Here is a 24,631-nt window from a genome sequence, read left to right as displayed (position 1 = left end):
CTCAAATCCCCGCCAGTTCCGGTTCAAGTGCCGCAAGACTTTCCAGCGTATTGGCGGCGGCAAACATATCAAGATATGGCAATGCCGCCGCCATTCCGCGCGCAACAGGTTCATACCCCTTCCAGCCCTTGAGCGGATTGAGCCAGATGATTTTGCATCCCCGTTTCTTAATCACCTTCAATGCCGAACCCAGCAATTCCGGCGCGTCAGTATCATACCCATCTGACAATATCAGAACCACGCTGCGCCCGCTCACAAAACGGCGGGCGTAGGTTTTGCCAAATTGGTCAAACGTGGCCCCAATCTTTGACCCCCCTCCAAACCCATCGGCAAGAAGGGTCAGCCTGTTAAGCGAACGCAGCGGATCATCATCCCTCAGGGCTTGGGTGATGCGCACAAGGCGGGTGTGAAAAAGATAGGCATCAGCCGTTGCATCAGCACGGATCAATCCAGACAGAAATGCCAAAAATAAACGCGCATAAACGGTCATAGAGCCTGAAACATCGCAAAGCGCGACAAGGTGCACCGGCCGTTCCGGGCGGCGACGGCGGGGCAGCCGGATCGGTTCTCCGCCGGTCGACAAGCTTTTTCTTACAACTTTCCGAAAATCAATCTGATCGCCTTTTATTGCCGCGTGTCTGCGGCGCGACCTTCGGTCCCGGATCGCATCTGCCAAGCGGCGGGCAACAACTTCGGCGGCTGCAATATCCTGCGGCGACAGAAGCTCGCGAAGGTCTTTCTTCATGAGGTTTTGGACACCGCTTGCGACAAGGCGGCCTTCGCCCTCGGACGCGACTTCACCTAATCCGCCGCCTGTATCAGGGCTTGAAATATTTCCTGCTGCATTTGTCTGTTGCGTTGAATCTTCCTGCGAAGTTCGTGAATACTTCGGTGCAGCGCTTTTGTTCGTTTTCACAATTTTGTTTCGAACACGCCCCTGATTGCGCCAGTAGCTGTCAAACAAGATATCGAACTTGTCAAAATCTTCGTGATTGCCTGAACATACAGCCTTCAGAGCAAGGCAGACTTCGAAAGGGTCTGCTGCTGCCACATGACCAAGTGACTCCAGTGCCGCTTCTGTTTCACGAACGCCAAGCGGAAAACCGTGGTCTCGAAGATGGCCGACAAAGCCGGAAACACGGGCAGATGCGCCTGGGTCACGGCCTGAAAAGCGCGTAATCTTTGTCATGCGGCTTTTCCTGCAAGGCGCTGCGCAACTTCCAGCGGAACGTTTGCGCGATCAGCCTGTGTTTTCAAAAGTGTTACGAGGCTTGCACGCAGAATTTCAGGATCATCATTCAGATCATTGATGCCGAGCCCGGTCAAAGCTGCGGCAAAATCCAGCATTTCGGCGACGCCCGGTACCTTTTCCAACTCTTCCCGTCGCAAGGATTGAACAAACCCGACAATCTGCGCTGCAAGCCGTTCATCAATATCCGGGCAACGCGCCGCCAGAATAGCAAGTTCAGTCGCGCGGTCCGGATATTCGACATATGAGTATATGCAACGCCTGCGCAACGCATCGGACAGATCGCGTGTGCCGTTCGACGTCAAAACAACATAGGGTCGGCTTGTCGCGGTAAGTGTTCCAAGTTCTGGCACGGTGATTTGAAAATCTGACAGAACCTCCAGCAAATACGCCTCGAATTCCTGATCCGCCCTGTCAATTTCATCAATCAGCAAAACTGGTGACGTGTCCTGACGAATTGCCTGAAGAAGCGGGCGTTCAAGTAGGAACTCCTCGGAAAAAATACGCTTTTCAACATCGGGTCCGGTTTTCCCATCCTCCGCAGAAGCGCGGATTGCAAGAAGTTGACGTTGATAGTTCCATTCATATATCGCGTGTGCCGCATCCAGCCCTTCATAACACTGCAACCTGATAAGTCTTGTATCCAATGCGTTGGCCAGTGTTCGGGCAATTTCGGTTTTTCCAACACCTGCGGCCCCTTCCAAAAGCAAGGGACGCCCGAGCTTTAGCGAAATATGCAAAGCCATCGCCAGATCAGGAGACGCAATGTACCCCTGTTCGGCTAACTGAGATGCGAGTGATTTCCAGTCTGACATGAAAATATGGCAGGGCGGTCAAAGGCCGCCCCGCCTGTCCCTTTCTAACCGTGCATTCCAAGATCATTGGCGATCTTCCAGATACGCCACTGATCATGCGGCATATGTGCATGTCGAAGACCAAATGCCCTGAAGGCATCATGCACCGCATTGGAAAATGCAGGAACGCCACCAACATTCGGACTTTCCCCTACCCCTTTCGCGCCAATCGGGTGATGCGGGCTTGGGGTTTCGGTAAAGTCGGTGGTGTAATGGGGCGTTTCCCATGCGGTTGGAATAAAGAAATCCATCAAGGTTCCGGTTTTGACATTGCCGATCTCATCATAGGCAATTTCTTGTCCCATTGCGATGGCAAGGGCCTCCGTCAGTCCACCGTGAACCTGACCTTCGATGATCATCGGGTTGATCCGTGTTCCACAATCATCCAACGCGTAGAACTGCCGAATTTCGTGAACACCTGTATCTACGTCAATCTCCATGACGCAAACATAAGCCCCGAATGGATAAGTCATGTTTGGCGGGTCATAATAGCTGACCGCCTCTAACCCCGGCTCAACGCCCGGTACTGCCTGATTGTAGGACGCATAGGCAATTTCAGCCATGGTTTTGAATTTCTCAGGCGCACCTTTCACAGCAAATCTATCGATATCCCATTCAACGTCGTTATCGTGCACTTCGAGCAGGTAAGCCGCTATCATCTGTGCCTTCGCGCGTATCTTTCGCCCGGCCATTGCAGCCGCCGCACCAGCAACCGGTGTTGAGCGGGATCCATACGTACCTAACCCGTAAGGCGCGGTATCCGTATCCCCTTCCTCAATCGTGATACTATCGGCGGGAAGGCCAATCTCGCTCGCCAAAATTTGGGCAAAAGTCGTTGCGTGGCCTTGGCCCTGACTGATCGTGCCAAGCCGCGCAATAGCAGAGCCTGTTGGGTGAATTCGTATTTCACAACTGTCAAACATACCCATGCCAAGAATATCGCAATTCTTGACCGGCCCGGCCCCTACAATTTCAGTGAAATGGCAAAGGCCGATCCCGAGCAGGCTACGCGTTTCACCGCGGTTAAAGGCTGCAACCCGTTCTGACTGCTCTTTACGCAAATCTTTGTAACCCACAGCGTTCAGCGCTTTGGTCCAGGCAGTGTGGTAGTCACCTGAATCATATTCCCATCCCAAGGCAGACTGATATGGAAACTGATCCTTGCGGATAAAGTTTTTGGCGCGCAATTCTGCTGCATCCATTCCCAGTTCAATGGCCAGAACCTCGATCATCCTTTCGATGAAATAGGCTGCCTCGGTCACACGGAAAGAGCATCGGTAAGCGACACCGCCGGGCGCTTTGTTGGTGTAGACCCCGTCAACACCAAGATACGCGACCGGAATATCGTAGGAGCCCGTGCAGATATTCATAAAACCTGCTGGGAACTTGGTTGGATCAGCGCAAGCATCAAATGCACCGTGGTCCGCCGTGACATGGCATTGCAGACCGGTGATTTTGCCGTCTTTTGTCGCGCTGATTTTGCCTTTCATCCAATAATCACGGGCAAAAGCCGTGGCCATCAGATTGTCCATCCGATCTTCAACCCATTTTACAGGTTTGCCTGTCACAATGGACGCAACGATTGAGCAAACATATCCAGGATAGACGCCGACCTTGTTCCCAAAACCGCCACCGATATCGGGCGAAACGATACGAATATTATGTTCCTCGATCCCCGACAAAAGGGAGGCGACCGTGCGCACAACATGCGGCGCCTGAAAGGTACCCCAGACCGTAAGTTTACCGTTCACCTTATCCATCGACGCGACCGACCCGCAGGTTTCAAGCGGACAAGGATGCGTGCGGTGGTAATAAACCATCTCTTCAGCGACAACATCGGCGCTGTTGATCACGTCTTCAGTGGCTTCTTTGTCGCCGGATTCCCAAAGGAAAATATGGTTGTGGTGGCGCCGCTCGCCATGTGCGCCTGTCGTCTGACCTGCCAGATCTTCACGCAGGACAACCGCGTCAGGCTCCATCGCCTTGAAGGGGTCCGTGATAACGGGAAGTTCTTCGTACTCAACCTCTACCAAGTCAATGGCATCAGCATTGATATAACGGTCTTCCGCAATCACAAAGGCAACTTCCTGCCCCTGGAACAGTACTTTTCCATCTGCAAGCACCATCTGTTTGTCGCCTGCAAGGGTCGGCATCCAGTGCAGGTTCAGCGGCTCCAGGTCTTTCGCTGTGAGCACGGCAATAACGCCCGGCAACGCAAGCGCCGCCTCAACGTTGATCGACTTGACCCGCGCATGCGCGTAGGGCGAGCGAACAAAGTCACCAAACAACATCCCGGGAAGTTTGATGTCATCGACGTAGTTTCCTTTTCCCTGAGTAAACCGGGCATCTTCCACGCGTTTGCGCGAATGGCCAAGGCCTTTGAGTTTTGCAGAGCGTTCTTCGCTGGTTGGGGTCAGATCATTCATTCTGCGGCCTCCTTCGCGGCGTTCATTTCCGATGCGGCTGCCAGAATTGATTTCACGATATTCTGGTACCCGGTGCACCGGCATAGATTTCCGGCCATGCCATGTCGCACTTCCTCTTCCGTAGGATTTGGAATTTCCTGCAGCAGACGGTGCGCGCGGGTGATCATGCCAGGCGTACAAAAACCGCATTGCAACCCGTGATGTTCACGAAAGGCATTTTGCAAAACGTTCATGGTGCCAGGCTCTGCCAAGCCCTCGATTGTCGTGATTTCTGCACCGTTCGCCTGGGCGGCAAAAACCGTGCAGGACTTTACTGATTTACCATTCATCTCCACAGTGCAGGCCCCGCAATGCGAGGTCTCACATCCAATATGCGGACCCGTTATATCGAGTCTCTCGCGCAGGACATGAATTAACAGTTCACGCGGTTCAGCCAGTAGCTCTTTTTCTTCGCCGTTGACCTTGAGTTTTAAATGCATCTTGCTCATTTCTTTCCTCCTCAGGCGCGTGACAGGGCGCGTTCAATCGCCCGTCTGACAATTACGCCCGCAACGTGACGTTTGAATTCAACCGGGCCGCGGCTATCTTCTGTCGGATCAGTGTCATTGAGGGCTGCAGCCACCGCAGCCGCGATATCTGCATCACCGCAGTTCGTTCCCACAAGAGCAGCGCCAGCTGCTTCGGACCAGACAGGTGTATCTGAAAGGTTGGTCATCGCGATCGATGCAGCGGTGCATGTTTTGCCACCCATTGTGATCAGCACTGCTGCTGCCGCAGTCGCATAGTCGCCTATTTTACGTTTTTGCTTTTCGTAAGCGAACCCTGCAGTGGTAGCCGGAAAAGCAATGGACGTCAGAATTTCATCATCTTCGCACGCCGTCATGAACGCTGATTCATAGAATTCCCTTGCCTTGACGGTACGTTCTCCCGATGGCCCAGAGAGGGCGTATGTTGCATCAAGGCATTGCATCAACCCGGGCATATCATTCGCAGGGTCACCATTAGCAACATTGCCGCCGATCGTTCCAACGTAGCGGACCTGCGGATCAGCAATCTGAAGGGATGCTTCGCGGATTAGGGGCGCGGCTTTTGCAAGTGAGGCATTGTTGATCAATTCATGCTGAGTGACCATCGCACCGATGTGGACGGTATCGCCTGACACTTTGCTCTCTCTCAGCTCTTCTATGTCTTGAATGTCGACGAGGTGCTCTACGGCTGCCATGCGCAGTTTCATCATCGGAATAAGGCTGTGACCGCCAGCCAGAACACGTGCCTCATCACCGTGTTCCTGCAGTAAACTGACCGCAGATTTTACATCTGCCGGTCTGTGATACTCAAACATTGCAGGTATCATTCGTTCCTCCCAAATTGTGGCGACCTTACTTGGGAAAAGAATTAACGAAATGTTTACTTTAGTAGATAATGTCCCGAACGAACCGCGCAATTCGTTTCACGAAATGCGAATTACCAGCACGAACAGCAGGTGGCTCATAACCCCAAGGCACTGCGTACGTTACTTAGGCGCGACCGGCTGACGGGCACTTTACCGAGCGGAGGGTTGTTTTCGAAGAAGCAAACACCGTTATCTTTCTTCCGCTCGAAACCTGTGACATGGCTCGGATTGATAAGGTAACTTCTGTGACATTGAACAAAAGCACTGCCTGCCAGTCGCTTTGCTGCGTCGGAAATTGACCAAGGGCAAAAAAGCTTGTTCAACCCGACATAAACGATCGTGTAGTGACCTTCCGCCCGTATTGCAGCAACCGACGATGTTTCTGCAAATAGGATACGGCTGTCTTTTTCATACGGTATTGCAAACGTCGTTGGCGCTGCGTCTGAGCCGTTTGCTTGAAAGCTGCCATCAGAAGCCAGCATCGGTTCTTTTGGTTCCGGATAGCCACTTTCGGGCAGGAACTTTTCGTTTGGCCAAAAGGTCACTCCAGACAAAAGAAATGCACCACAGATAACGAAAGAAATCAGCGTAACAATCATTGCTAAAATCGAATTATCAATTCCAGCGGCGACATTACTGCTTTGCAGTGTCGGCAGGAAATTCGTCCCCGCCATCGCCAGAAAATGAACCGTGAAGACAGCAACTCCAAACGTAATCGTGCTCAGAATGATATTTCGATGCGTCCGCTCGCCATAAGCGATCGAGAAGGAACCTATTCCCAGAATCACGGAAGCAGCGACCGCAAGAACAACTCCAACTGGTGTATAAACAGCTTTGCACAACTGAATTCCTAACATGCCGATGTAATGCATTGCCGGGATGCCAAGTCCAACAATCGTGCCGGCGATGCACACACTTGCAGAGGTGCGTGGCCAATAATGCATTACCAGCAATGCAACCCCAACCATCAGGATCGCAACAAGTGCGGAAATCAGGGTGAGCAGTGCGTCATAGTAAAATAGTATTGGCATCTGCAGGCCAAGCATCGCTACAAAATGCATCGACCATATCCCACCCCCCAGTGCGACTGAGGCCATTGCAATCCTTTGTTTGCGATGGGTTTCGGAAAGAAGCGATATACCACGGGTCAATGCAAGCCCCGTAAAGCTCGCCATCAGAGACACCGCTAAAGACGCAGCAACAAGTCGGAAATCATGCGAATACTCTAACAAAACAGCCTCCCGTTCTGATTTGTTGTGCATGAATTTTTTAGTTCTCACCCATTACAAAGGTGAACTTCAATTCATCGAAATTCAAGAGCCTGCTGCAACCTGTTCAGACATTTGGCCGTTTTAAACGTCCCAAGAAAGTTTCACGCTTAATTCGGAGAGCCATGAGACGGCTTCTGACACCCGGCGTGCAAATTTCTATTTTTGCTTGTTGACGGATTAGGACGATTGTCCTAATTACAAATTACGATCGACTTAAAGATGCAAATTGATTGATATCGAAAACGAATGTGGGGATCATTCGATGCGCGAAAAAACGACACGCGATCACATTGTCAAAGCTGCTGATCAACTATTCTATCAGCAAGGTTTCGAACATACCTCGTTCGCGGATATCGCTGGTGTCGTCCAGATTTCGCGTGGGAATTTTTACTACCACTTCAAATCCAAGGATGAAATTCTGGACGCCGTGATCAATGTGCGCCTGGCGGACAGACAAGTGATGTTAAAACAGTGGGAGGTTGAGGGTGAAACCCCTCTGGATCGGATTTATAGCTTTATTCATATCCTGATCAAGAATCAGGAGAAAATTATAAAGTTCGGCTGCCCGATAGGTACGCTGAGCACTGAGTTATCAAAGCTAAACCATGCGTCGCAGAATGACGCAAACAAACTTTTCACTCTGTTTAGAACGTGGTTATGCCGACAATTCACGCTACTTGGGCGCGAGACTGACGCTGATGATCTCGCCATGCATCTTCTCGCTCGCAGTCAAGGCGTCGCGACGCTGGCAACAGCATTTCGCGATGGCGAATTCATCAAAATAGAAGCTCAACTGATGTGCGACTGGGTCAAATCTCAGGCCGTAGAAACTACGGCAGCCCGGCGTTCCATCCACTGATTCGAGGAGAAAACTGATGTTTGTCATACTGCTAAAATTTTCGGACTATAAAAGCCGCGCGGGCCAATTCATGCAGGGACACAACGAATGGATCAAGCGCGGGTTTGATGATGGCGTTTTTTCACTGGTCGGCAGTCTTCAACCTAATTTAGGTGGGGGGATTCTAGCGCACAATACCTCGCTTCCCGATCTTGAACGCAGGGTGCAGGAAGATCCGTTTGTCGCAGAAAATATTGTTACCGCCGAAATACTTGAAATCACACCTTCGAGAACGAGCGAGCAACTGGCGTTTCTACGCGGTTAGAACCACGCCTTTTGGCAGAAAGACACGAAACAAATGAGCGACACAATTCTCGGGCCGGACAATCTATCAAGGTGCCGTTGGTGTGGTGCTGCACCAGAGTTTCTTGCATATCACGATAATGAATGGGGCTATCCGGTTAAAGATGACCACCGTCTGTTCGAAAAATTGTGCCTGGAGAGCTTCCAATCTGGACTAAGCTGGCGCACCATCCTGGCGAAACGTGAAAGCTTTCGCGCGGCGTTTCATGATTTTGATTTCGACAAAATAGCGCGTTTCACACAACACGACATCGATCGCCTGCTGGCAGACAAAGGCATTGTTCGCCATCGCGGCAAGATCGAAGCAGTCATTAATAACGCAGCAAAGGCGCAGGAACTTGTTCACCAAGAAGGTTCGCTCGCTGCTTTTTTGTGGCGCTACGAACCTGACGCAACCAAACTTGGAAAACCGCAGACAGCTTCAACCTCTATGGACTCAATTGCCCTGTCAAAAGACCTTAAAAAACTGGGCTGGAAATTTGTCGGCCCAACCACGGTCTATGCTTTTATGCAAGCGATGGGGCTGATCAATGATCATGTTGAAGATTGCATTATCAGAGAAAAAGTTGAAACCGCACGCGAAGCCTTCGAGCGACCGGAAAACTGAAAACAGATACTATCCGACCTGTACTCAGCCGCATTTAGAATGCCCACAGCTTCCGCAAGTCATACAACCTTCGATCATCCGCATGTCATATTGCCCACAGCTCGGACAGGCTTTGCCACGCGGTGCACCGCCGATTTGCACAACTTGTGACTGCGGATCAGATTTCAGCCCCATGCCTTCGCCTTCGATAAAACCTATCGTGATCAAATGATGTTCGATCACACCACCGATTGCGGCAAGAATTGACGGCACGTATTTGCCAGACATCCACGCACCACCACGCGGGTCAAACACCGCTTTCAGCTCTTCCACAACAAAACTGACATCCCCACCACGCCGGAAGACTGCAGATATCATCCGCGTCAGGGCGACAGTCCAGGCGAAATGCTCCATGTTCTTGGAGTTGATGAAAACTTCAAAAGGCCGACGGTGTCCATTGATCATGACGTCGTTTACCGTGATGTATATCGCGTGTTCACTATCGGGCCATTTCAGCTTGTACGTATTGCCTTCCAGTGCTTGCGGGCGGTCAAGCGGCTCGCTGATGTAAACAACTTCTGCGCCAGTCTCGGCCTCGGGAACATTTTCAGAACTTTCGCTGACGCTTAGGACGGAACCAGTCACATCGTTGGGACGATAGGTTGTGCATCCTTTGCAGCCGCTATCCCAGGCCGCCATGTAAACGTCTTTGAAGGCGTCAAAACTGATATCTTCGGGGCAATTGATTGTTTTCGAAATACTTGAATCGATCCATTTTTGTGCTGCGGCCTGCATACGCACATGATCCATCGGGGCAAGCGTTTGCGCATTTACAAAGTAATCCGGCAACTCTTTGTCGCCAAATTTTTCGCGCCAAAGCTGCACGGCATAGTCAACGACTTCTTCCTCTGTCCGGCTTCCGTCTTTCTGCAGCACCTTACGTGTGTAAGCATAAGCGAAGACCGGTTCGATCCCCGAGCTCACATTGCCCGCATAAAGGCTGATCGTGCCTGTCGGCGCAATAGAGGTGAGCAACGCATTTCGAATGCCATGTTCGCGGATCGCGGCGCGCACGTCTTCGTCCATCTCCATCATGTGGCCGGTGGCTAGGAATTTTTCTGCATCAAAAAGCGGGAAAGCCCCTTTCTCCTTCGCTAACTCCACCGAGGCCAGATAAGCGGCACGTGCAATTGCCTTCATCCAGCGCTCGGTCTGCTCCGCTGCCTCTTCCGAGCCATAGCGCAAACCGACCATCAGCAAAGCATCCGCCAGACCAGTTACACCAAGGCCAATACGACGTTTTGTCTGCGCTTCCTGTGCCTGCTGAGGCAAGGGAAAACGACTGGCGTCTACGACATTATCCATCATCCGCACGGCTGTCGCGACGAGTTCACTTAACGCTTCCTGATCCAAAGACGCCTTTTTGGCAAAAGGAGCGTACACAAGACGTGCCAGATTTACAGACCCAAGTAAGCAAGCGCCATATGGCGGCAACGGCTGTTCACCGCAGGGATTGGTCGCAGCAATTGTCTCGCAATAGGAAAGGTTGTTCATCGCATTGATCCGGTCGATGAAAATCACCCCCGGTTCAGCCTGATCATACGTCGACTGCATGATCTTGTTCCAAAGATCGCGCGCCTCGACGGTGTGATAAATCTTTCCGTTAAAGGTAAGGTCCCAGCTTTTGTTAGCCTTCACCGCTTCCATGAAGGAATCGGTAACAAGAACTGATACATTGAACATCCGCAAACGCGCGGGGTCACGCTTTGCCGTGATGAAGTCTTCGATATCAGGGTGGTCACAGCGCATCGTTGCCATCATCGCGCCACGGCGACTGCCAGCGCTCATGATTGTGCGACACATCGCGTCCCACACGTCCATAAACGACAAGGGGCCAGATGCATCAGCCGCAACACCCAGCACATCCGCACCTTTCGGCCTGATCGTGCTGAAATCATACCCGATCCCGCCGCCTTGCTGCATGGTCAGCGCGGCCTCGCGCAACATATCGAAAATACCACCCATGCTGTCCGGGATCGTTCCCATGACAAAGCAGTTGAACAGTGTCACGGACCTATCGGTACCTGCCCCAGCTGTAATTCTTCCGGCTGGCAGATACTTAAAACCTTCAAGCGCAGTGTAAAATTTTTCTTCCCAGACTGCCGGGTCTTTTTCAACCTTGGCCAGGGAACGCGCGATCCGCCTCCAGGTATCCTCGACCGTTGCATCAACCGGGGTACCATCAGAAGATTTCAGACGGTACTTCATATCCCAGATTTGTTCAGCGATCGGGGCGGAAAAACGGCTCATCGGCAGGTCCTTGGTGGCAGAACGAAAGGAGATACACGATAGGCTGCCAGACTATTTCGGTCAATTGCTATCAAACCATAAATCGCGGGTCATAAAAATGACTACACTAGATATAGCTACAATTTTCTGTTCTCCAATGAAACTCACGCATTGTTCAAAAAGAGAAAACGTTGAATTTGATGCGAAGGCGGGACTTGAACCCACATCCTCTCTACCGTACTATTATAGTGCTTGCCGGCACCAGTTATAATACTCGAAAGCAGAGCGCTCTGTCCTTTTGAGCTACTTCGCTACATTTCACCGAGCCAAGATTTAGATTTCGACTCATCAAGGAGTCCTGTTTGCGTCTTGATTCTACGGAAATGGTACGTACAGCAGCCTTTTCGGTCAATTGTAATCCGCTCCGAATTTGCGTTATGATGCAAGAGTCGGCAGGTAATTCTTGCTACATGTTGGGGTTGTTGATGAAAAATACCATAAATCTGGTAAAGCTTTGCGTCGGCATCGACTCTTTTGAACAGCTCGAAGCGTACCGTGCCAGTCGCCGTGTTGAGGGCGAAGATACCCCAAGCCAGCATATTACCCGCATGTGGCCAAGGCGCGAAGCAGAGCTTTTGAATGGCGGGTCCCTTTACTGGGTTATCAAAGGTGTCATTCAGGCGCGCCAACGTGTCTTGCGACTGGACGAAGCCATTGGAAAAGATGGTATAAGACGCTGCGCAATCGTAATGGACCCAAAACTATTCCGGACAGAACCCGCACCACGGCGACCCTTTCAGGGCTGGCGCTATCTTGACCCGAACGACAGCCCCCGGGATCTGAAACTATCCCGCGAGAAAGAAGACAGTCTTCCTCATGCGCTTTCAGCCGCCCTTGCCGATATTGGTGTACGTTAGATCGATAGCCAAGGATCTGTTTAAACACTATCGATAAGGCTTATAAGGCGCATCTTCGCGTCACAATGCCAAGTTTTTCGGCAACCTTACCGATTCTTTCCAAGCACGGTCTAAACACAATTGTTTCTAGCGGCCCGACAATTCGTAAACTTGTGGTCATTTGTTGCAGGTAAATGAGAGTTGTTTGGTTACTGTGCAAACCCAACTGGATAATAGTTTCCGCCGAATTCGCCGGAAATTTAAGTCCAGTTTTGAGGCGGTCCTGAGCGGTACCCCCGGCTTATTCCCCGGTTCATGTGCATTCAATCAACGCATCAAATATCACAATCTGACGAATTGAAATCCAAAACTTTGTGCAATCGTCCGAAGTTTTTATTTGATCGTTTATTAAATTATATTTTACCGTTCGTTCGTTAAATTACTTCCTTTTATTTTCCACCATTATGCTCAGTCGCACGGCCCAGGCACGGTCTACAGCAGAAGGCAAAAGTTAGGTAGCGAACGAATTTGTACACAATAGTGCACAATGGAAGATCGGATCAAATTAACCTTTAAATGCCACTCTTTAGGTCCAGTTAAGATTCCTCACAAGTACGTGAATTTACAGGGTTTCGAGGCGTGAACATACCTTTGGGTGCTCAACAGACCGGCGAAAGAGAAATGTGCCGGGATGTCACCTGTATGTCTTAGAAAGAAAATGCCATGTCTGAACATTTACTTACTGTTTTCCAGTTTAACGGCCCTCTCGGGACGCCACCCTCTGTTACTTCGGGAAAGGTAGAGTCGGATATTGGAGGCGCACAAAACGGAATTCTAGAAGACAACGACGGAATACTCGGCAACGACGATGACGGAGTTTCCACCTTCAGAGGTGCCCCAATCGACTTTCTTGGTCACGGTACGTTCAAGTTTGACGGCCCGACGGGGACAGAGAGCATACCTGTTATCATGTTCGAGGCCGGTGGTTTAACCTTCATGTTCTTCCCTGACGGCCCACCCGTTATTACTGATGGGACGCAATATACACTGAACTTATCGAGTACTGACCCGGTACCCATCTGCTTCGCCGAGGGCACTAAAATTCGCACACCCTTTGCTGATGTTCCGATTGAGTCTCTTTCAGCGGGCGACTGGGTCATCACACCTCAGCGGAAAATTCACCAAATCAAGTGGATCGGATCGTTTGAAGTGACAATTCCTATGGGTCTGTCCGACGTGTTCGAGAAACGGCTGCCAGTTCGGATTGAGGCTGATGCACTGGGCAAAGGTAAACCTTACGACACATTATACCTGTCGCAGCAGCACCGGGTTATGCTTGATGGGTTGGACGTATCCATGATGACAGGACACGATGCTGCCCTCGCCCCAGCGGTATTGCTGACCGAAGCAAATAATGGCGTCAACATTGATCGCAGCGTTCGCCGCATCCGGTACTATCACATCCTCTGCTCAGAGCACGTGGTTCTGGTGGCAAACGGGCTGCCCTGTGAAAGCCTGTTGCCTGGTGAAGTCGCGCTGAATGGGTTCGACGAAAAGACCTGGGAAGAAATTCTAGAAGCCTGCCCTGAATTGGGTGATCCGGAAAATCGCAAGGCCTACTTGCCCGTAAAGCCGGTACTTAAAGGCTTTGAAGTGCGGGCGCTACGGCGCAGAAAACGCCCAATCGGCTACTACAGCCCAAAAGCGAAAAAAGCGAATATATTTAGGGAGTTAGCTCATGCTCGACAGTCATAATCCTTCAACGGCAGGTTCCAGTTCGTTCCAACAATCATCACAAGATCAATCCTCTGATCAAACGAATGGTCTGCCGCAAGGTGTTGTGGTGGTGACGCTGCTTCTTTTCAGCTTCTTCTTCGTTAGTGGCTTCCTTGTGGGTCTCTTATTCTGATCAGCCTTAAAAACTCTGTCAGTTTCCGCTCGTCAAACAACGCAGATCTGAAAAACAAAAAGCTGTAGCGGAACTTCGCCACCCCCCACAGGCGAAACTATGCCCTCGCTCTCTCGCGAGGGCGCTTTTGTTCGCGCTGTCTTTTGGGTTTCAGCCGACTCTTAGTTTCTCAAGAAGCACTTCAAGGCTGTCTTTGTCCTGCGCGCCCACCTCGACGTTACGTGCGCGAAACAAGGTAGCCTGTGATTTCAGAATCAAACCATCGTCCAGTATTTTCAAATGATTTGCCCGCATGGTGTCACCTGTTGAGGTGATATCTGCAATCGCTTCTGCGGTTTCATTCTTCACGGTCCCTTCCGTCGCGCCCTGACTGTCTACAAGCTGATAGTCCGCCACGCCGTTGTCCCGAAGGAATTCGCGCACCAGGCGATGGTACTTTGTTGCAACCCTCAGCCGAAACCGATGTACGCGTCGAAAGGCCGCCGCCGCCGCATCCAGATCTTCAAGTGTTTGAACATCAACCCAACACTTGGGAACTGCAATCACAAGGTTCGCGTTCCCAAAACCCATTTGTGTTAATTCAGTTACTCGCGTGTCCCATGCTGCAAGCTTTTCACGGATAAGGTCTGTTCCCGTTACCCCAAGATGGATGCGCCCGGCTGCCAGTTCGCGCGGGATTTCACCTGCGCTCAGCAAAACCAGTTCAACCCCATCCGCGCCGTCCACAGCGGCCGCATACTCCCGGTCACTGCCGGTGCGACGCAACGAAACACCACGCGCACCGAACCAATCAAAGGTTTTCTCCATCAGCCGGCCTTTGGAAGGGATGCCAAGTTTCACGCTCATTCCTGCGTCCCTTCCAGTCCCAAAACCAACTCGGGTCGAATAACACCGCCAACTGCCGGGATAGATCGCCCCTGACCCAGTACCTTTGTGAGCGCATCGTAACGCCCACCCATCGCGATTGGCGGTAAATCCGGCCGGCCAACTGCTGAAAAACTAAATACAAAACCATCATAATATTCCAGCGTGGTGCGCCCGTGGCTGGCCTCGAAATCAAGCGTCTCAACGTTTATCCCGCGCACCGCCATTGCCTCAAGACGCTGATCCATCTTTCTGACAGCATCTGATATTGACGGCATATCCACTGCAATATCACGCAAGTTTTCGAGAGCATTCGGAGCGGTTTCACGCAGGCTGAGTATGTGGTCGAGCACTTCAACCTCTCCAGCACCAATCGGCTCAACAGTTGCGTCGTCCTTTAGTGTGTTCAAACGCTCTGCGATCTCCACACTGCTTCGCAGACCAATAAGTGGGCCGTCATCCTCGATCAGTTGTTCGATGGAATTATCCTCAAGCCTTTTCAGTATCTTGATCCTGGCTGCTGGTAATTTGGAGCGTCCACCGAACCGGTCGAGCAAGGCGCGAAACCGCCTTGGCCGCCAAATGTGACGAAGCAAGGCCTCCTTTCGCCGCTCGGTGGTCAAAAGCCCACGTACCGCAGCCATGAGTATCCCAATATCCCCGGTCGCTGCACGCAGGTTCAGCGGGGAAAGAACCGAGTCAAACATGGCAAAGACTTCGGCGTCTGCAGCAGCCGGGTTCTCGCGATCAAAAACCTCATAACCGACTTGAAAATACTCGTTCGAGCGTTCTGTATCTTCTTCCTGACGGCGAAACACCTCACCAGCGTAGGTGTAGCGTGCAGGTTCCGCGCCTTCGGCCATGTGCATCTGAACAACTGGCACCGTAAAATCCGGGCGCAGCATTTGTTCACCCCGTAACGGGTCCGAGGTAACATAGGCCCGCGCACGAATGTCTTCGCCATAGAGGTCCAGCAATGTGTCAGCCGGCTGCAAAATATCTGCTTCTACCGGTGTCGCGCCCGCCGCTTCAAAAAACGCCATAAGACGCTGCGCTTCTGCGCGAAGGTCCGCCTTAGAGGCCATTTCAGGCTCCTGCCCCAGCTAAAATCCGTCTCACTTCAGCGACCAAAGCACCGCGCGCCACCTCTGTCTGTGCTGGTTGCGATTTCCATTCCTCGTGGCTCGCGCTTTCGGCGATTTTTGCACCCAGGATCAAATCCTTGATCTGGACAACACCACGTTCCTGTTCGTCGCCCCCCTGAATGACGGCAACAGGCGACGCGCGTTTGTCCGCATACTTAAGCTGATTGCCAAAATTCTTTGGGTTCCCCAAATAGACTTCGGCGCGGATGCCTGCATTGCGCAGTTCGGACACCATCGCCTGATAGTCAGCCATCCGGTCCTTATCCATCACCGTCACAACCACGGGGCCGTGCACCGCAGAACTTAACCGGCCCTTTGCGTGCAGCGCAGCCAGTAGCCGATCCACACCAATAGAAATGCCCGTCGCCGGTACCGCCTGCCCGGTAAAGCGCTTCACCAGATCATCATAGCGACCACCACCTGCAACAGAGCCAAACTGGCGTGGGCGGCCCTTCTCATCCTTGATCTCGAATGTGAGTTCAGCCTCAAACACAGGCCCGGTGTAGTACCCAAGCCCACGAACAACAGAGGGGTCAATTTCAACCCGGTCTGAACCATAACCCTGCGCCGCCATCAACTCTGCAATCGTCTCAAGCTCATTCACGCCATCCACACCCACAACAGACCCTGTGACAAGTTCGTGCAGCCGCTCAACGGTTGCTGCTCCGCTTTCGCGTTTGGCTGCCATGAAGCCCATGACAATCTCGCCCTGCTCTGCTGACAGCCCGGCCCCTTTGGTAAAATCGCCGCTTTCGTCTTTGCGGCCTTCGCCAAGCAGCGCGCGTACTCCGTCCGGTCCCAGTCGGTCGAGCTTGTCTATCGCACGCAGCACGACGCCACGTTCGTGGATAAATTTATCCGGGTCGGACGGATCCAGAACCCCGGCGACTTCCATCACACCATTCAGAACTTTGCGATTGTTGACCCGCACAATGTAATCACCACGCGGAATACCAACGGTTTCAAGCGTATCGGACAGCATCGAGCATATCTCAGCATCAGCCGCCACATTCGGCGCACCAACAGTATCCGCATCACACTGATAGAATTGACGAAACCGCCCTGGCCCGGGTTTTTCATTACGCCAGACCGGCCCCATTGCATAGCGTCGATAAGGCGTTGGCAAATCGTTTCTGAACTGCGCATAGACCCGCGCGAGCGGGGCCGTTAGATCGTAACGCAGCGCAAGCCAATCGCCTGCATCCTTGTCGTCGTTCTCTTGCCAGGCGAACACGCCGTCGTTCGGCCGGTCCACATCCGGCAGGAACTTTCCCAACGCCTCGACCGTTTCAACAGCCGACGTTTCAAGCGCATCAAAACCATAGGCATGATAAACCCCGGCGATCGCATCCAGCATCTCGCGGCGCTCGCTGACTTCCGCACCAAAATAGTCACGGAAACCCTTTGGCGTTTCGGCCTTGGGTCTGGGTTGTTTCTTTTGCTTGGCCATGGGTCTTTGTCTCTTTGGGTCATCTTGCGCGCGGTTTAACCGAGGGGGACCGCAGGGGCAAGCAATGCCCGCATTGTATATACTGAAACAACAATTATAACGGCCTGATGACAATTCAACAAAACTTCGAACTGGTGGTTTTTGACTGCGACGGCGTCTTGATTGACAGTGAAATCATTTCTTCTTCTGCAAACGCCGAAGCTTTGACAAAAGCCGGATACCCAATCACCACCGAAGAGGTCATCCAGCTTTATACAGGCGTCCCGGATGCGTCGCTATATGCCGAAGTAGAGGCCAAGCTTGGTCGCCCGCTACCGGAAAGGTTTGACGAAGATATCAAGAAACTGGTTTTCCAAAAGTACCGAACAGAACTGCATGCAATAACAGGTGCGCGTGAGGTGCTGAGTTCGCTGAAGACAACAAAATGTATCGCGTCAAGTTCTTCGCCGACAAAACTGGCTCTGGGTTTGATAGAAACAGCACTTTATGAGCTTGCCTATCCGCATATCTATTCCGCCAATCTTGTCGCACGCGGCAAGCCACACCCCGATATCTTTGAATTTGCTGCCCGTGAGATGAAGTCTGCACCCAGTAATTGTCTTGTGATCGAAGATAGCGTCGCAGGTGTTACCGCCGCACGCGCTGCCGGAATGGCCTGTATCGGTTTTGATGGAGGGTCGCATTGCATGAACGGCCACGCGGAAAAACTCAAAAATTCCGGTGCCTTTACTGTGATCGGCAGCCTGACAGAACTTTTGGAGATCGCTTTATGAAATCGAGCACTGCAAGTAGATGGAGTTTTTAAACAGGTAGCTCGGTTGTAGATTTCATTTCCTTCAAGGAAAAGCTCGATACTACCGACTGTACATGTGGATTGCGCAGCAAGTTGTGGGTCATGAATTCCTCATAGGCCTCGACATCGGCGACTCTTATTTTCAGGATGTAGTCGGATGTACCTGACAGCGCATGACATTCCAGAATTTCGGGGTGGAGCCGAACCATCGCCGCAAACCCTTCAACAGCTTCTGCGGAATGATCTGCGAGAGAAACACTTGCGAAAACGCACAACTTGGCATCAACCGCGGCCGGATTCAGCAAAGCCACCCGCTTGCGCACGATATCCGCTGCATCAAACTCCTGCAGTTTTCGCCAAACTGTACTTTGCGCCATGTTTGTGCGTTCTGCAATTTCTGCCAAAGAGGCAGATGAATCGCGCTGAATTTCTCGCAATATCGCTTTTTCATTATCATTAAATTTCATAATTTCGCATATTACTGGAAATTTCACTCAAATTCGAGTGTTTTCCAGAGGTCTTTGGAAATAAGCCCCATTCCATAGAAACTATGCTGTGAAAAAGGAACTTCTATGCCTGAAAAACGCCCATATTCATCCAATATGCCGGATCAGAACGGTCGCTATCATTATACAGATGAAGAAATTGCCGTTTGGGGGGAATTGTTCGAGCGTCAGATCGAATTTCTGAAGAACCGTATCACGCCAGCCTATTTTCAGGGCATTGAAAAGCTGGGGCTCACGAAACACCGAGTGCCGCAAGTCGCAGACATTGATGCCCAGCTATCACAGCTTACCGGGGCGGGTGTCGAAGGTGTACCGGCGATCATTCCGCCAACACGGTTCTTCACACTTCTGTCTCAACGCAAGTTCCCAATTGCCACGTTCCTGCGCCGCCGCGAGGATATCGACTATATTGAAGAGCCTGATCTTTTTCACGAGGTCTTTGGCCATTGCCCGTTGCTGACCGACGCTGCTTATTGTGATTTCATCGAAGGGTTCGGAAAGCGCGCGCTGTCGCTTGGGAAAGACTATTCTTGGCATATGTTCCGACTGTTCTGGTTTACGGTTGAGTTTGGTATGATTGACACGCCGGACGGACCGCGCGCCTACGGTGCTGGTATTGCATCGTCACCCTCAGAAGCAGACCATGCGACAAATGGCGCAGCGACCCTTCGACCCTTTGACATGAAAGAAGTCCTGCGCACGCCTTATCGCATAGACATTCTACAACCTGTTTACTTCGTGATCGACAGTTTTCATGAACTTGCGATGTCGCTTGAGGCCGACTTTGAAACACTGATCAACGACGCTAAAACCAAAGGCGACCTGCCTAGCGCTACATGACAGCGCGGCGTAATCCGGCTTGCTCAGCCCCTATTGCGCACGGTATGAGACCCTATGTCCAACACCCTGACCATACTTGAAGAACAGATTGCCCACCTGACCCGCACGGTCGAGGATTTATCTGATGTCGTTGCCCGGCAGGAAAATGAGATTTCATTGCTCACAAACAGAGTCAGAATGCTGATGGAACGTTCAGCGGAACGCGAACTGGAGCATGGTGGACAGGCCATGTTGGCGGATCAGAAACCGCCGCACTGGTAAACTCAATCCGTTGTCCAGAAGTAGAGGGCAGCAATTTGATAGTTTTGGTCGCATCCAGAGATTAGATTTCTTCGACCATCACAACGCCGGTCAGGCTTTTGACTGCGCTTTTTATTTGCATGTTAACTGGAAAATCCTGTTCCAGCGAAATCTCGACTTCGCCAGGCAACGTTGGATCGAGCAAGCAAAGGGTTACTGGCCCTCTTGATCGTGCTTCGGCCCGGCTCAGTACAGATGCAACGGCGGGTATCGCCTCGGCCCCGTCAACATAGACCTTCAGCCCCATAGAGCCGACATCGGATACGACATTGTCTATCGGCTGGACCCCACGCGCCAACAGCTTCAGCTGATCGCTTTCCATCTTCGCCTCGACAGTCACAACAACATTTGCACCAACCTCAAGATAATCACGCGCCTTTTCAAGAACGTCTGAAAAAATGGTAACTTCGTAGCCACCCGTCGTGTCAGAAAGCTGCGCAAAGGCAAACCTGTTCCCACGTGCAGATTTCCGCTCCTGCCGCCCGGCGATCGTACCCGCCAACTTAGCAATCATTGCGCCAGCCTTGGCCTTTTCTTCAAGCTCGGCAAGGGTCATCACCTTTTTGCGCTTAAGTGCCAGTGCATAGTCATCAAGCGGATGGCCTGACAGATAGAACCCGATTGCCTTGAACTCTTCGCCCAGACGCTCGGCTGGAAGCCAGTCTTCAACAGGTGACAAGCGTGGCTCCGGCAAATCATCGCCAGCTTCACCAAACAGCGAAACCTGACTAGACGCGCGCTGTTCGTGAATCGCGGCTGAGTAGTTTACCAACGCATCAAGGCTGTCAAAGACACGTCTGCGGTTCTTGTCGAGCTCATCAAAAGCACCTGCACGCGCCAGCATCTCCATCGGTCTTTTGCCGACACGCTTCAGATTAACGCGGCGCGCCATATCGAACAGCGTCACGAAGGGATTGTCACCACGCCCTTCAACAACCAGACCCATTGCATCTGCACCAACATTCTTAAGAGCGCCCAGCGCATAAACGACACAACCTTCTGACACGCTGAACATCGCTTCAGAACGGTTGACGCAAGGCGGAACAATTTCGATCCCCAAACCGTCACGATCCAGTGGTTTTCGTACCTCCTCGGCATAAACCGCGAGCTTGTCTGTCAAATGAATATCGCAGTTCATGACCCCGGCCATAAACTCTACCGGGTAGTTCGTCTTGAGCCACGCAGTCTGGTAGCTAACCACCGCATATGCGGCAGCGTGTGATTTGTTGAAACCGTAGTTCGCAAACTTTTCGAGAAGATCGAAAACTTCGCTCGCCTTTTTCTTATCAACGCCATTGGCTTTGGCGCCGGCTTCAAATTTGGGACGCTCCGCGTCCATCGCTTCCTTGATCTTCTTCCCCATCGCGCGACGCAAGAGGTCAGCGCCACCAAGCGTATAGCCCCCCATGACCTGCGCAATCTGCATCACCTGTTCCTGATAGACGATGATACCTTGGGTTTCCTCAAGGATATGGTCGATCAGCGGATGAATTGACTCGAGCTCTTTCAGGCCGTTCTTCACCTCGCAATAGGTTGGAATATTTTCCATCGGACCAGGACGATACAGCGCGACTAGGGCGACGATATCTTCGATACAGGTCGGCTTCATCCGTTTCAGCGCATCCATCATGCCGCTGGATTCCACCTGGAATACTGCAACCGTTTTCGCGGCGGCATAGAGCTTGTACGTCGCCTCATCATCCAGAGGGATTGTGCCAATATCAATCTCGACACCGCGCAGTTTTAACAGATCAAGCGCATTCTGGATCACCGTCAGCGTCTTCAATCCCAGGAAGTCGAACTTGACCAGTCCGGCCTGCTCTACCCATTTCATGTTGAACTGGGTCGCGGGCATATCAGAGCGCGGGTCTTGATAAAGCGGCACCAATGCCTCAAGCGGTCTGTCGCCAATCACAACACCGGCCGCGTGGGTCGACGCATTCCGCAACAACCCTTCGACCTGCATTCCGTAGTCGAGCAATCGCTTGACCACTTCCTCATTGCGCGCCTCTTCACGAAGGCGCGGTTCATCCTCAAGTGCTTTGTGGATTGAGACAGGCTTAACACCTTCGACCGGGATCATTTTGGAGATTCGATCCACCTGCCCGTATGGCATCTGTAAGACACGGCCAATATCGCGCACAGCGGCCTTACTCAGTAAAGCACCGAAAGTTATGATCTGCCCGACTTTGTCACGGCCATATTTTTCCTGCACATAGCGGATAACCTCTTCCCGGCGATCCATACAGAAATCGATGTCAAAATCCGGCATCGAAACGCGTTCTGGGTTCAGGAATCGCTCAAACAGAAGCGAATAGCGTAGCGGGTCAAGGTCGGTGATCGTCAGCGCATAGGCCACAAGCGAACCAGCGCCAGACCCCCGACCGGGGCCAACAGGAATACCATGATCTTTAGCCCAATGAATAAAGTCCGCAACAATCAGAAAGTAACCAGGGAACCCCATTCCGACGATGATATCAAGCTCAAAATCCAACCGCGCCTGATACTCTTCAACAGACGCTGCGTGCGGAATGACGGCCAAACGCTCTTTCAGTCCTGCATTTGCCTGACGGCGAAGCTCTTCCACTTCGTCATCCGCAAACTTTGGTAGGATGGGGTCACGCCGGTACGCCTGAAACGCACAACGCTTGGCGATCTCTACCGTGTTTTCCAAAGCTTCCGGCAGATCGGCAAACAGTGTTGCCATTTCCTGCGGGGATTTGAAATAGTGTTGCGGTGTCAATCGGCGGCGCGGTTCTTGCTGATCTACATATGCTCCATCAGCGATGCAGATCAGCGCATCATGCGCCTCGTACATTTCAGTGTTTGGGAAATAGACATCATTCGTTGCAACAAGTGGCAGGTCCATTGCATAGGCCATTTCCACCAGTCCGCGTTCGGTTGCACGCTCTGCTTCAGTGCACTGCCCGCCCTCGCCCGGATGACGCTGCAGTTCAACATATAAACGGTCTGCAAAAGCTGCTTTCAGTTGATCCATAAGCGCTTGGGCTTTTGGACCTTGACCGTTTTGCAAAAACATCCCAACCGGGCCTTCAGGCCCACCCGTCAAGCAAATCAAACCACCTGAATGCGCCTCAAGCTCTTCCAAAGTGACTTGTGGGAGCTCCTCCCCGGCATCGACGTAAAGGCACGAAGAAAGCTTCATCAGGTTTTCATAGCCAGCTTCGTTTTTCGCAAGCAATACAACAGCAGCCGGTGGCCGTGGCCGTTCGCCGGGGGCAGCCTTATCAAAACTCAGATCGACTTGACAGCCAATGATGGGTTGCACCCCCGCCTCTGACGCGGTGACAGAAAACTCCAATGCGGCGAACATGTTGTTGGTGTCAGTGATCGCAACCGCTGGCATTTCATGTTTTGCGCAAAGGCCGGGCAGTTTTTTGACGGGAACGGCACCCTCTAGAAGAGAGTATTCCGTATGGACGCGCAGGTGAATGAATCGGGGATCAGCAGTCATGGCGTCAGCTTAGCGACCGATGCTTTTCAGGGAAACCAGATAAACTGCGTGCTGCAACGAAATAAAGAGAGACAGCAATATGGTAAAGTCCGCTCTGCGGGAGTTGGTGTAAAACCCTTTCCCCAAAAGTGTCGCCAGTGTCCATTATCGATACGCATTTGAATGCGACCCGAGCCATTCGCGCCTTGAAACTTGCAATATTTATGAGGAGATCAAAGATGCGCGGTCGTTGTTTGTGTGGAGCCACCAGGTTCGAAGTCGACCCACCTGTCCAAACTTGCGTCAACTGCCATTGTGAAAGTTGCCGAAGGCAGTGCTCTGCGCCAATGACAACCTATATTGGCGTGCTAGACACTCAATGGCGATGGACCAGCGAAGCACCCAAAGTCTATAAATCATCTCCGGGTGTCGAAAGAACCTTCTGCGAAAACTGCGGCACGCCGCTTTCGTTTCGATCAGAAAAAATGTCGGGTGTCATGCACCTCTATGTAGCCGCAATGGACGAACCAGAGAAATTTGAACCAACGCTCCACGTTGCCTACGAGGAAAAGCTTCCTTGGTTGAAACTTGCTGATAATCTACCAACGTGTATCGGGCCAGATTACACCAGAGGTTAATCACGTCCTGAACTACAGCTTTCGCACCCTACTAACGCCGAGCCAAACCCGCTTCAACGAAGCCAGATTGTTCCATTCCGACAAAGCAACTGACAGTCGTCAGCGTCAGCACCGATATCTTCGAAATTCAGAATGTCGTCTGCGCGGCCACCCGTGAACCGGGGGTCATCGCATTCATTGTCCCGCGCCCATTCTGAGCTGTTGTCGCCAAAATTGATCATCGCACATTCGGAAACATTTGATTGCTCTTTCGTGCGGTTTAGCCGGATCTGGCCCAGATTAAACAGCTTCTGACAATCTGATGCGTCATGCATTATATTCTCTTCGCTCGTGGATGTTGCCACGCCCCAGCCAACAAACCGTGGGTCATCACATTCGGAATCAAGAGCGTAATCACCATTGTCATCGCCAAATTTAATGCTCTGCGCAGACGCCGCAGAGACGTTTAAAAGACTTGCTGAAAAAAGTGCTAAGAAAAAAATACGTGCCATGACGGGTCTCCTGTTTGCCTGCCGATGCTTGTTTTAGGTCCATAAACCAATAGTTAAGATAGCCTATTGCCAAGCG

22 protein-coding genes and 1 tRNA gene are annotated in these 24,631 nt (G+C 51.8%); 9 read left to right on the top strand and 14 right to left on the bottom strand.

The features are described 5' to 3' along the window. Position 1: 1 nt before the first annotated feature. The 6 genes from MWU63_RS03740 to MWU63_RS03715 all read right to left on the bottom strand — a co-directional run bounded on the left by MWU63_RS03740 (position 2) and on the right by MWU63_RS03715 (position 7,184). A complete protein-coding gene (locus tag MWU63_RS03740; RefSeq protein WP_213887460.1) occupies positions 2–1,189 on the bottom strand; it encodes a VWA domain-containing protein in 1,188 nt (395 codons plus the stop codon). Next, positions 1,186–2,064, bottom strand: a complete 879-nt coding sequence (locus MWU63_RS03735) for a MoxR family ATPase (RefSeq protein WP_213887459.1) — start codon at positions 2,062–2,064, stop codon at positions 1,186–1,188. Before MWU63_RS03735 ends, MWU63_RS03740 begins: the two co-directional genes overlap by 4 nt. Before the next feature lie 44 nt (positions 2,065–2,108). After that, positions 2,109–4,529, bottom strand: coding sequence for an aerobic carbon-monoxide dehydrogenase large subunit (locus tag MWU63_RS03730; RefSeq protein ID WP_213887458.1), 2,421 nt, complete (start codon positions 4,527–4,529; stop codon positions 2,109–2,111). Further along, complete coding sequence (locus MWU63_RS03725; protein ID WP_247076990.1) at positions 4,526–5,017, bottom strand: (2Fe-2S)-binding protein; 492 nt, start codon at positions 5,015–5,017, stop codon at positions 4,526–4,528. The genes MWU63_RS03730 and MWU63_RS03725 overlap by 4 nt, the downstream gene beginning before the upstream one ends. An 11-nt stretch (positions 5,018–5,028) precedes the next feature. Beyond that, the gene (locus tag MWU63_RS03720; RefSeq protein ID WP_213887456.1) at positions 5,029–5,883 is read right to left on the bottom strand and encodes a xanthine dehydrogenase family protein subunit M; all 855 of its coding nucleotides are present in this window, start codon (positions 5,881–5,883) and stop codon (positions 5,029–5,031) included. A gap of 134 nt (positions 5,884–6,017) precedes the next feature. Further along, on the bottom strand, positions 6,018–7,184 hold the full coding sequence (locus MWU63_RS03715) for an MHYT domain-containing protein (protein WP_247076988.1): 1,167 nt from the start codon (positions 7,182–7,184) through the stop codon (positions 6,018–6,020). A gap of 271 nt (positions 7,185–7,455) precedes the next feature. Here MWU63_RS03715 and MWU63_RS03710 point away from each other — a divergent pair, with 271 nt between their 5' ends. From MWU63_RS03710 to MWU63_RS03700, 3 genes are read left to right on the top strand one after another with little or no spacing between them, the layout of a single operon-like run. Continuing rightward, complete coding sequence (locus tag MWU63_RS03710) at positions 7,456–8,052, top strand: TetR/AcrR family transcriptional regulator (RefSeq protein WP_213887454.1); 597 nt, start codon at positions 7,456–7,458, stop codon at positions 8,050–8,052. A 16-nt stretch (positions 8,053–8,068) separates the two neighbouring features. Further along, complete coding sequence (locus MWU63_RS03705) at positions 8,069–8,356, top strand: hypothetical protein (protein ID WP_247076986.1); 288 nt, start codon at positions 8,069–8,071, stop codon at positions 8,354–8,356. Positions 8,357–8,389: 33 nt separating this feature from the next. Continuing rightward, positions 8,390–9,001, top strand: coding sequence for a DNA-3-methyladenine glycosylase I (locus tag MWU63_RS03700; RefSeq protein WP_213887452.1), 612 nt, complete (start codon positions 8,390–8,392; stop codon positions 8,999–9,001). Between the two features lie 24 nt (positions 9,002–9,025). On the opposite strand, the gene MWU63_RS03695 is transcribed toward MWU63_RS03700, so the two are convergent. Then, positions 9,026–11,290, bottom strand: coding sequence for an adenosylcobalamin-dependent ribonucleoside-diphosphate reductase (locus MWU63_RS03695; protein WP_213887451.1), 2,265 nt, complete (start codon positions 11,288–11,290; stop codon positions 9,026–9,028). 179 nt (positions 11,291–11,469) lie between these two features. Continuing rightward, positions 11,470–11,582 (bottom strand) — tRNA-OTHER (locus MWU63_RS03690). A gap of 172 nt (positions 11,583–11,754) precedes the next feature. Between MWU63_RS03690 and MWU63_RS03685 the strand changes: the two genes are divergently transcribed. Together MWU63_RS03685 and MWU63_RS03680 are read left to right on the top strand one after the other, a co-directional pair. Next, positions 11,755–12,186 carry a DUF1489 domain-containing protein gene (locus tag MWU63_RS03685; protein ID WP_213887450.1) on the top strand — a complete coding sequence of 144 codons (432 nt, stop codon included), beginning with the start codon at positions 11,755–11,757 and terminating at the stop codon, positions 12,184–12,186. Positions 12,187–12,888: 702 nt separating this feature from the next. Next, positions 12,889–13,920 (top strand): Hint domain-containing protein, encoded by a 1,032-nt coding sequence (locus MWU63_RS03680; RefSeq protein WP_213887449.1) that lies wholly within the window; start codon positions 12,889–12,891, stop codon positions 13,918–13,920. A gap of 304 nt (positions 13,921–14,224) precedes the next feature. Here MWU63_RS03680 and hisG read toward each other — a convergent pair whose 3' ends face one another. The 3 genes from hisG to hisS are packed head-to-tail and all read right to left on the bottom strand — an operon-like array spanning position 14,225 to position 17,533. After that, positions 14,225–14,920, bottom strand: coding sequence for an ATP phosphoribosyltransferase (gene hisG, locus MWU63_RS03675; RefSeq protein WP_213887448.1), 696 nt, complete (start codon positions 14,918–14,920; stop codon positions 14,225–14,227). After that, positions 14,917–16,023, bottom strand: a complete 1,107-nt coding sequence (locus MWU63_RS03670; protein ID WP_247076984.1) for an ATP phosphoribosyltransferase regulatory subunit — start codon at positions 16,021–16,023, stop codon at positions 14,917–14,919. The genes hisG and MWU63_RS03670 overlap by 4 nt, the downstream gene beginning before the upstream one ends. Position 16,024: 1 nt before the next feature. Then, complete coding sequence (hisS, locus tag MWU63_RS03665; protein WP_213887446.1) at positions 16,025–17,533, bottom strand: histidine--tRNA ligase; 1,509 nt, start codon at positions 17,531–17,533, stop codon at positions 16,025–16,027. Between the two features lie 107 nt (positions 17,534–17,640). On the opposite strand from hisS, the gene MWU63_RS03660 reads away from it, so the two are divergent. Further along, positions 17,641–18,306: an HAD family hydrolase gene (locus tag MWU63_RS03660; RefSeq protein WP_247076982.1), complete on the top strand. Its 666-nt coding sequence runs from the start codon at positions 17,641–17,643 to the stop codon at positions 18,304–18,306. Between the two features lie 28 nt (positions 18,307–18,334). Here the strand turns inward: MWU63_RS03660 and MWU63_RS03655 are convergent, their stop codons facing one another. After that, positions 18,335–18,793: an Lrp/AsnC family transcriptional regulator gene (locus MWU63_RS03655; protein ID WP_213887444.1), complete on the bottom strand. Its 459-nt coding sequence runs from the start codon at positions 18,791–18,793 to the stop codon at positions 18,335–18,337. 105 nt (positions 18,794–18,898) lie between these two features. Here MWU63_RS03655 and MWU63_RS03650 point away from each other — a divergent pair, with 105 nt between their 5' ends. Both MWU63_RS03650 and MWU63_RS03645 read left to right on the top strand, forming a co-directional pair. Beyond that, complete coding sequence (locus MWU63_RS03650) at positions 18,899–19,672, top strand: phenylalanine 4-monooxygenase (RefSeq protein WP_213887443.1); 774 nt, start codon at positions 18,899–18,901, stop codon at positions 19,670–19,672. A 54-nt stretch (positions 19,673–19,726) separates the two neighbouring features. Beyond that, entirely contained in the window at positions 19,727–19,933 is a 207-nt protein-coding gene (locus MWU63_RS03645; RefSeq protein ID WP_213887442.1) for a SlyX family protein, read from the top strand. Positions 19,934–19,994: 61 nt separating this feature from the next. Here the strand turns inward: MWU63_RS03645 and dnaE are convergent, their stop codons facing one another. After that, complete coding sequence (gene dnaE, locus MWU63_RS03640; protein ID WP_213887441.1) at positions 19,995–23,447, bottom strand: DNA polymerase III subunit alpha; 3,453 nt, start codon at positions 23,445–23,447, stop codon at positions 19,995–19,997. A 203-nt stretch (positions 23,448–23,650) separates the two neighbouring features. Here dnaE and MWU63_RS03635 point away from each other — a divergent pair, with 203 nt between their 5' ends. Beyond that, positions 23,651–24,064 carry a GFA family protein gene (locus tag MWU63_RS03635; protein WP_348646212.1) on the top strand — a complete coding sequence of 138 codons (414 nt, stop codon included), beginning with the start codon at positions 23,651–23,653 and terminating at the stop codon, positions 24,062–24,064. 53 nt (positions 24,065–24,117) lie between these two features. Here MWU63_RS03635 and MWU63_RS03630 read toward each other — a convergent pair whose 3' ends face one another. Beyond that, positions 24,118–24,555, bottom strand: coding sequence for a hypothetical protein (locus MWU63_RS03630; RefSeq protein WP_213887439.1), 438 nt, complete (start codon positions 24,553–24,555; stop codon positions 24,118–24,120). Between the last annotated feature and the right edge of the window lie 76 nt (positions 24,556–24,631).

Source organism: Pseudohalocynthiibacter sp. F2068 (assembly GCF_023015645.1).
Lineage (GTDB): Bacteria > Pseudomonadota > Alphaproteobacteria > Rhodobacterales > Rhodobacteraceae > Pseudohalocynthiibacter > Pseudohalocynthiibacter aestuariivivens.
The sequence above is the reverse complement of the archived record's forward strand: the minus strand, read 5'-3'. Positions and strand labels throughout refer to the sequence as shown.

What these genes read in the sequence shown, in the direction of transcription:
- MWU63_RS03740 (WP_213887460.1), bottom strand. Translation starts at nt 1,189, where the DNA reads ATGACAAAGATTACGCGCTTTTCAGGCCGTGACCCAGGCGCATCTGCC.
- MWU63_RS03735 (WP_213887459.1), bottom strand. Translation starts at nt 2,064, where the DNA reads ATGTCAGACTGGAAATCACTCGCATCTCAGTTAGCCGAACAGGGGTAC.
- MWU63_RS03730 (WP_213887458.1), bottom strand. Translation starts at nt 4,529, where the DNA reads ATGAATGATCTGACCCCAACCAGCGAAGAACGCTCTGCAAAACTCAAA.
- MWU63_RS03725 (WP_247076990.1), bottom strand. Translation starts at nt 5,017, where the DNA reads ATGAGCAAGATGCATTTAAAACTCAAGGTCAACGGCGAAGAAAAAGAG.
- MWU63_RS03720 (WP_213887456.1), bottom strand. Translation starts at nt 5,883, where the DNA reads ATGATACCTGCAATGTTTGAGTATCACAGACCGGCAGATGTAAAATCT.
- MWU63_RS03715 (WP_247076988.1), bottom strand. Translation starts at nt 7,184, where the DNA reads ATGCACAACAAATCAGAACGGGAGGCTGTTTTGTTAGAGTATTCGCAT.
- MWU63_RS03710 (WP_213887454.1), top strand. Translation starts at nt 7,456, where the DNA reads ATGCGCGAAAAAACGACACGCGATCACATTGTCAAAGCTGCTGATCAA.
- MWU63_RS03705 (WP_247076986.1), top strand. Translation starts at nt 8,069, where the DNA reads ATGTTTGTCATACTGCTAAAATTTTCGGACTATAAAAGCCGCGCGGGC.
- MWU63_RS03700 (WP_213887452.1), top strand. Translation starts at nt 8,390, where the DNA reads ATGAGCGACACAATTCTCGGGCCGGACAATCTATCAAGGTGCCGTTGG.
- MWU63_RS03695 (WP_213887451.1), bottom strand. Translation starts at nt 11,290, where the DNA reads ATGAGCCGTTTTTCCGCCCCGATCGCTGAACAAATCTGGGATATGAAG.
- MWU63_RS03685 (WP_213887450.1), top strand. Translation starts at nt 11,755, where the DNA reads ATGAAAAATACCATAAATCTGGTAAAGCTTTGCGTCGGCATCGACTCT.
- MWU63_RS03680 (WP_213887449.1), top strand. Translation starts at nt 12,889, where the DNA reads ATGTCTGAACATTTACTTACTGTTTTCCAGTTTAACGGCCCTCTCGGG.
- hisG (WP_213887448.1), bottom strand. Translation starts at nt 14,920, where the DNA reads ATGAGCGTGAAACTTGGCATCCCTTCCAAAGGCCGGCTGATGGAGAAA.
- MWU63_RS03670 (WP_247076984.1), bottom strand. Translation starts at nt 16,023, where the DNA reads ATGGCCTCTAAGGCGGACCTTCGCGCAGAAGCGCAGCGTCTTATGGCG.
- hisS (WP_213887446.1), bottom strand. Translation starts at nt 17,533, where the DNA reads ATGGCCAAGCAAAAGAAACAACCCAGACCCAAGGCCGAAACGCCAAAG.
- MWU63_RS03660 (WP_247076982.1), top strand. Translation starts at nt 17,641, where the DNA reads ATGACAATTCAACAAAACTTCGAACTGGTGGTTTTTGACTGCGACGGC.
- MWU63_RS03655 (WP_213887444.1), bottom strand. Translation starts at nt 18,793, where the DNA reads ATGAAATTTAATGATAATGAAAAAGCGATATTGCGAGAAATTCAGCGC.
- MWU63_RS03650 (WP_213887443.1), top strand. Translation starts at nt 18,899, where the DNA reads ATGCCTGAAAAACGCCCATATTCATCCAATATGCCGGATCAGAACGGT.
- MWU63_RS03645 (WP_213887442.1), top strand. Translation starts at nt 19,727, where the DNA reads ATGTCCAACACCCTGACCATACTTGAAGAACAGATTGCCCACCTGACC.
- dnaE (WP_213887441.1), bottom strand. Translation starts at nt 23,447, where the DNA reads ATGACTGCTGATCCCCGATTCATTCACCTGCGCGTCCATACGGAATAC.
- MWU63_RS03635 (WP_348646212.1), top strand. Translation starts at nt 23,651, where the DNA reads ATGAGGAGATCAAAGATGCGCGGTCGTTGTTTGTGTGGAGCCACCAGG.
- MWU63_RS03630 (WP_213887439.1), bottom strand. Translation starts at nt 24,555, where the DNA reads ATGGCACGTATTTTTTTCTTAGCACTTTTTTCAGCAAGTCTTTTAAAC.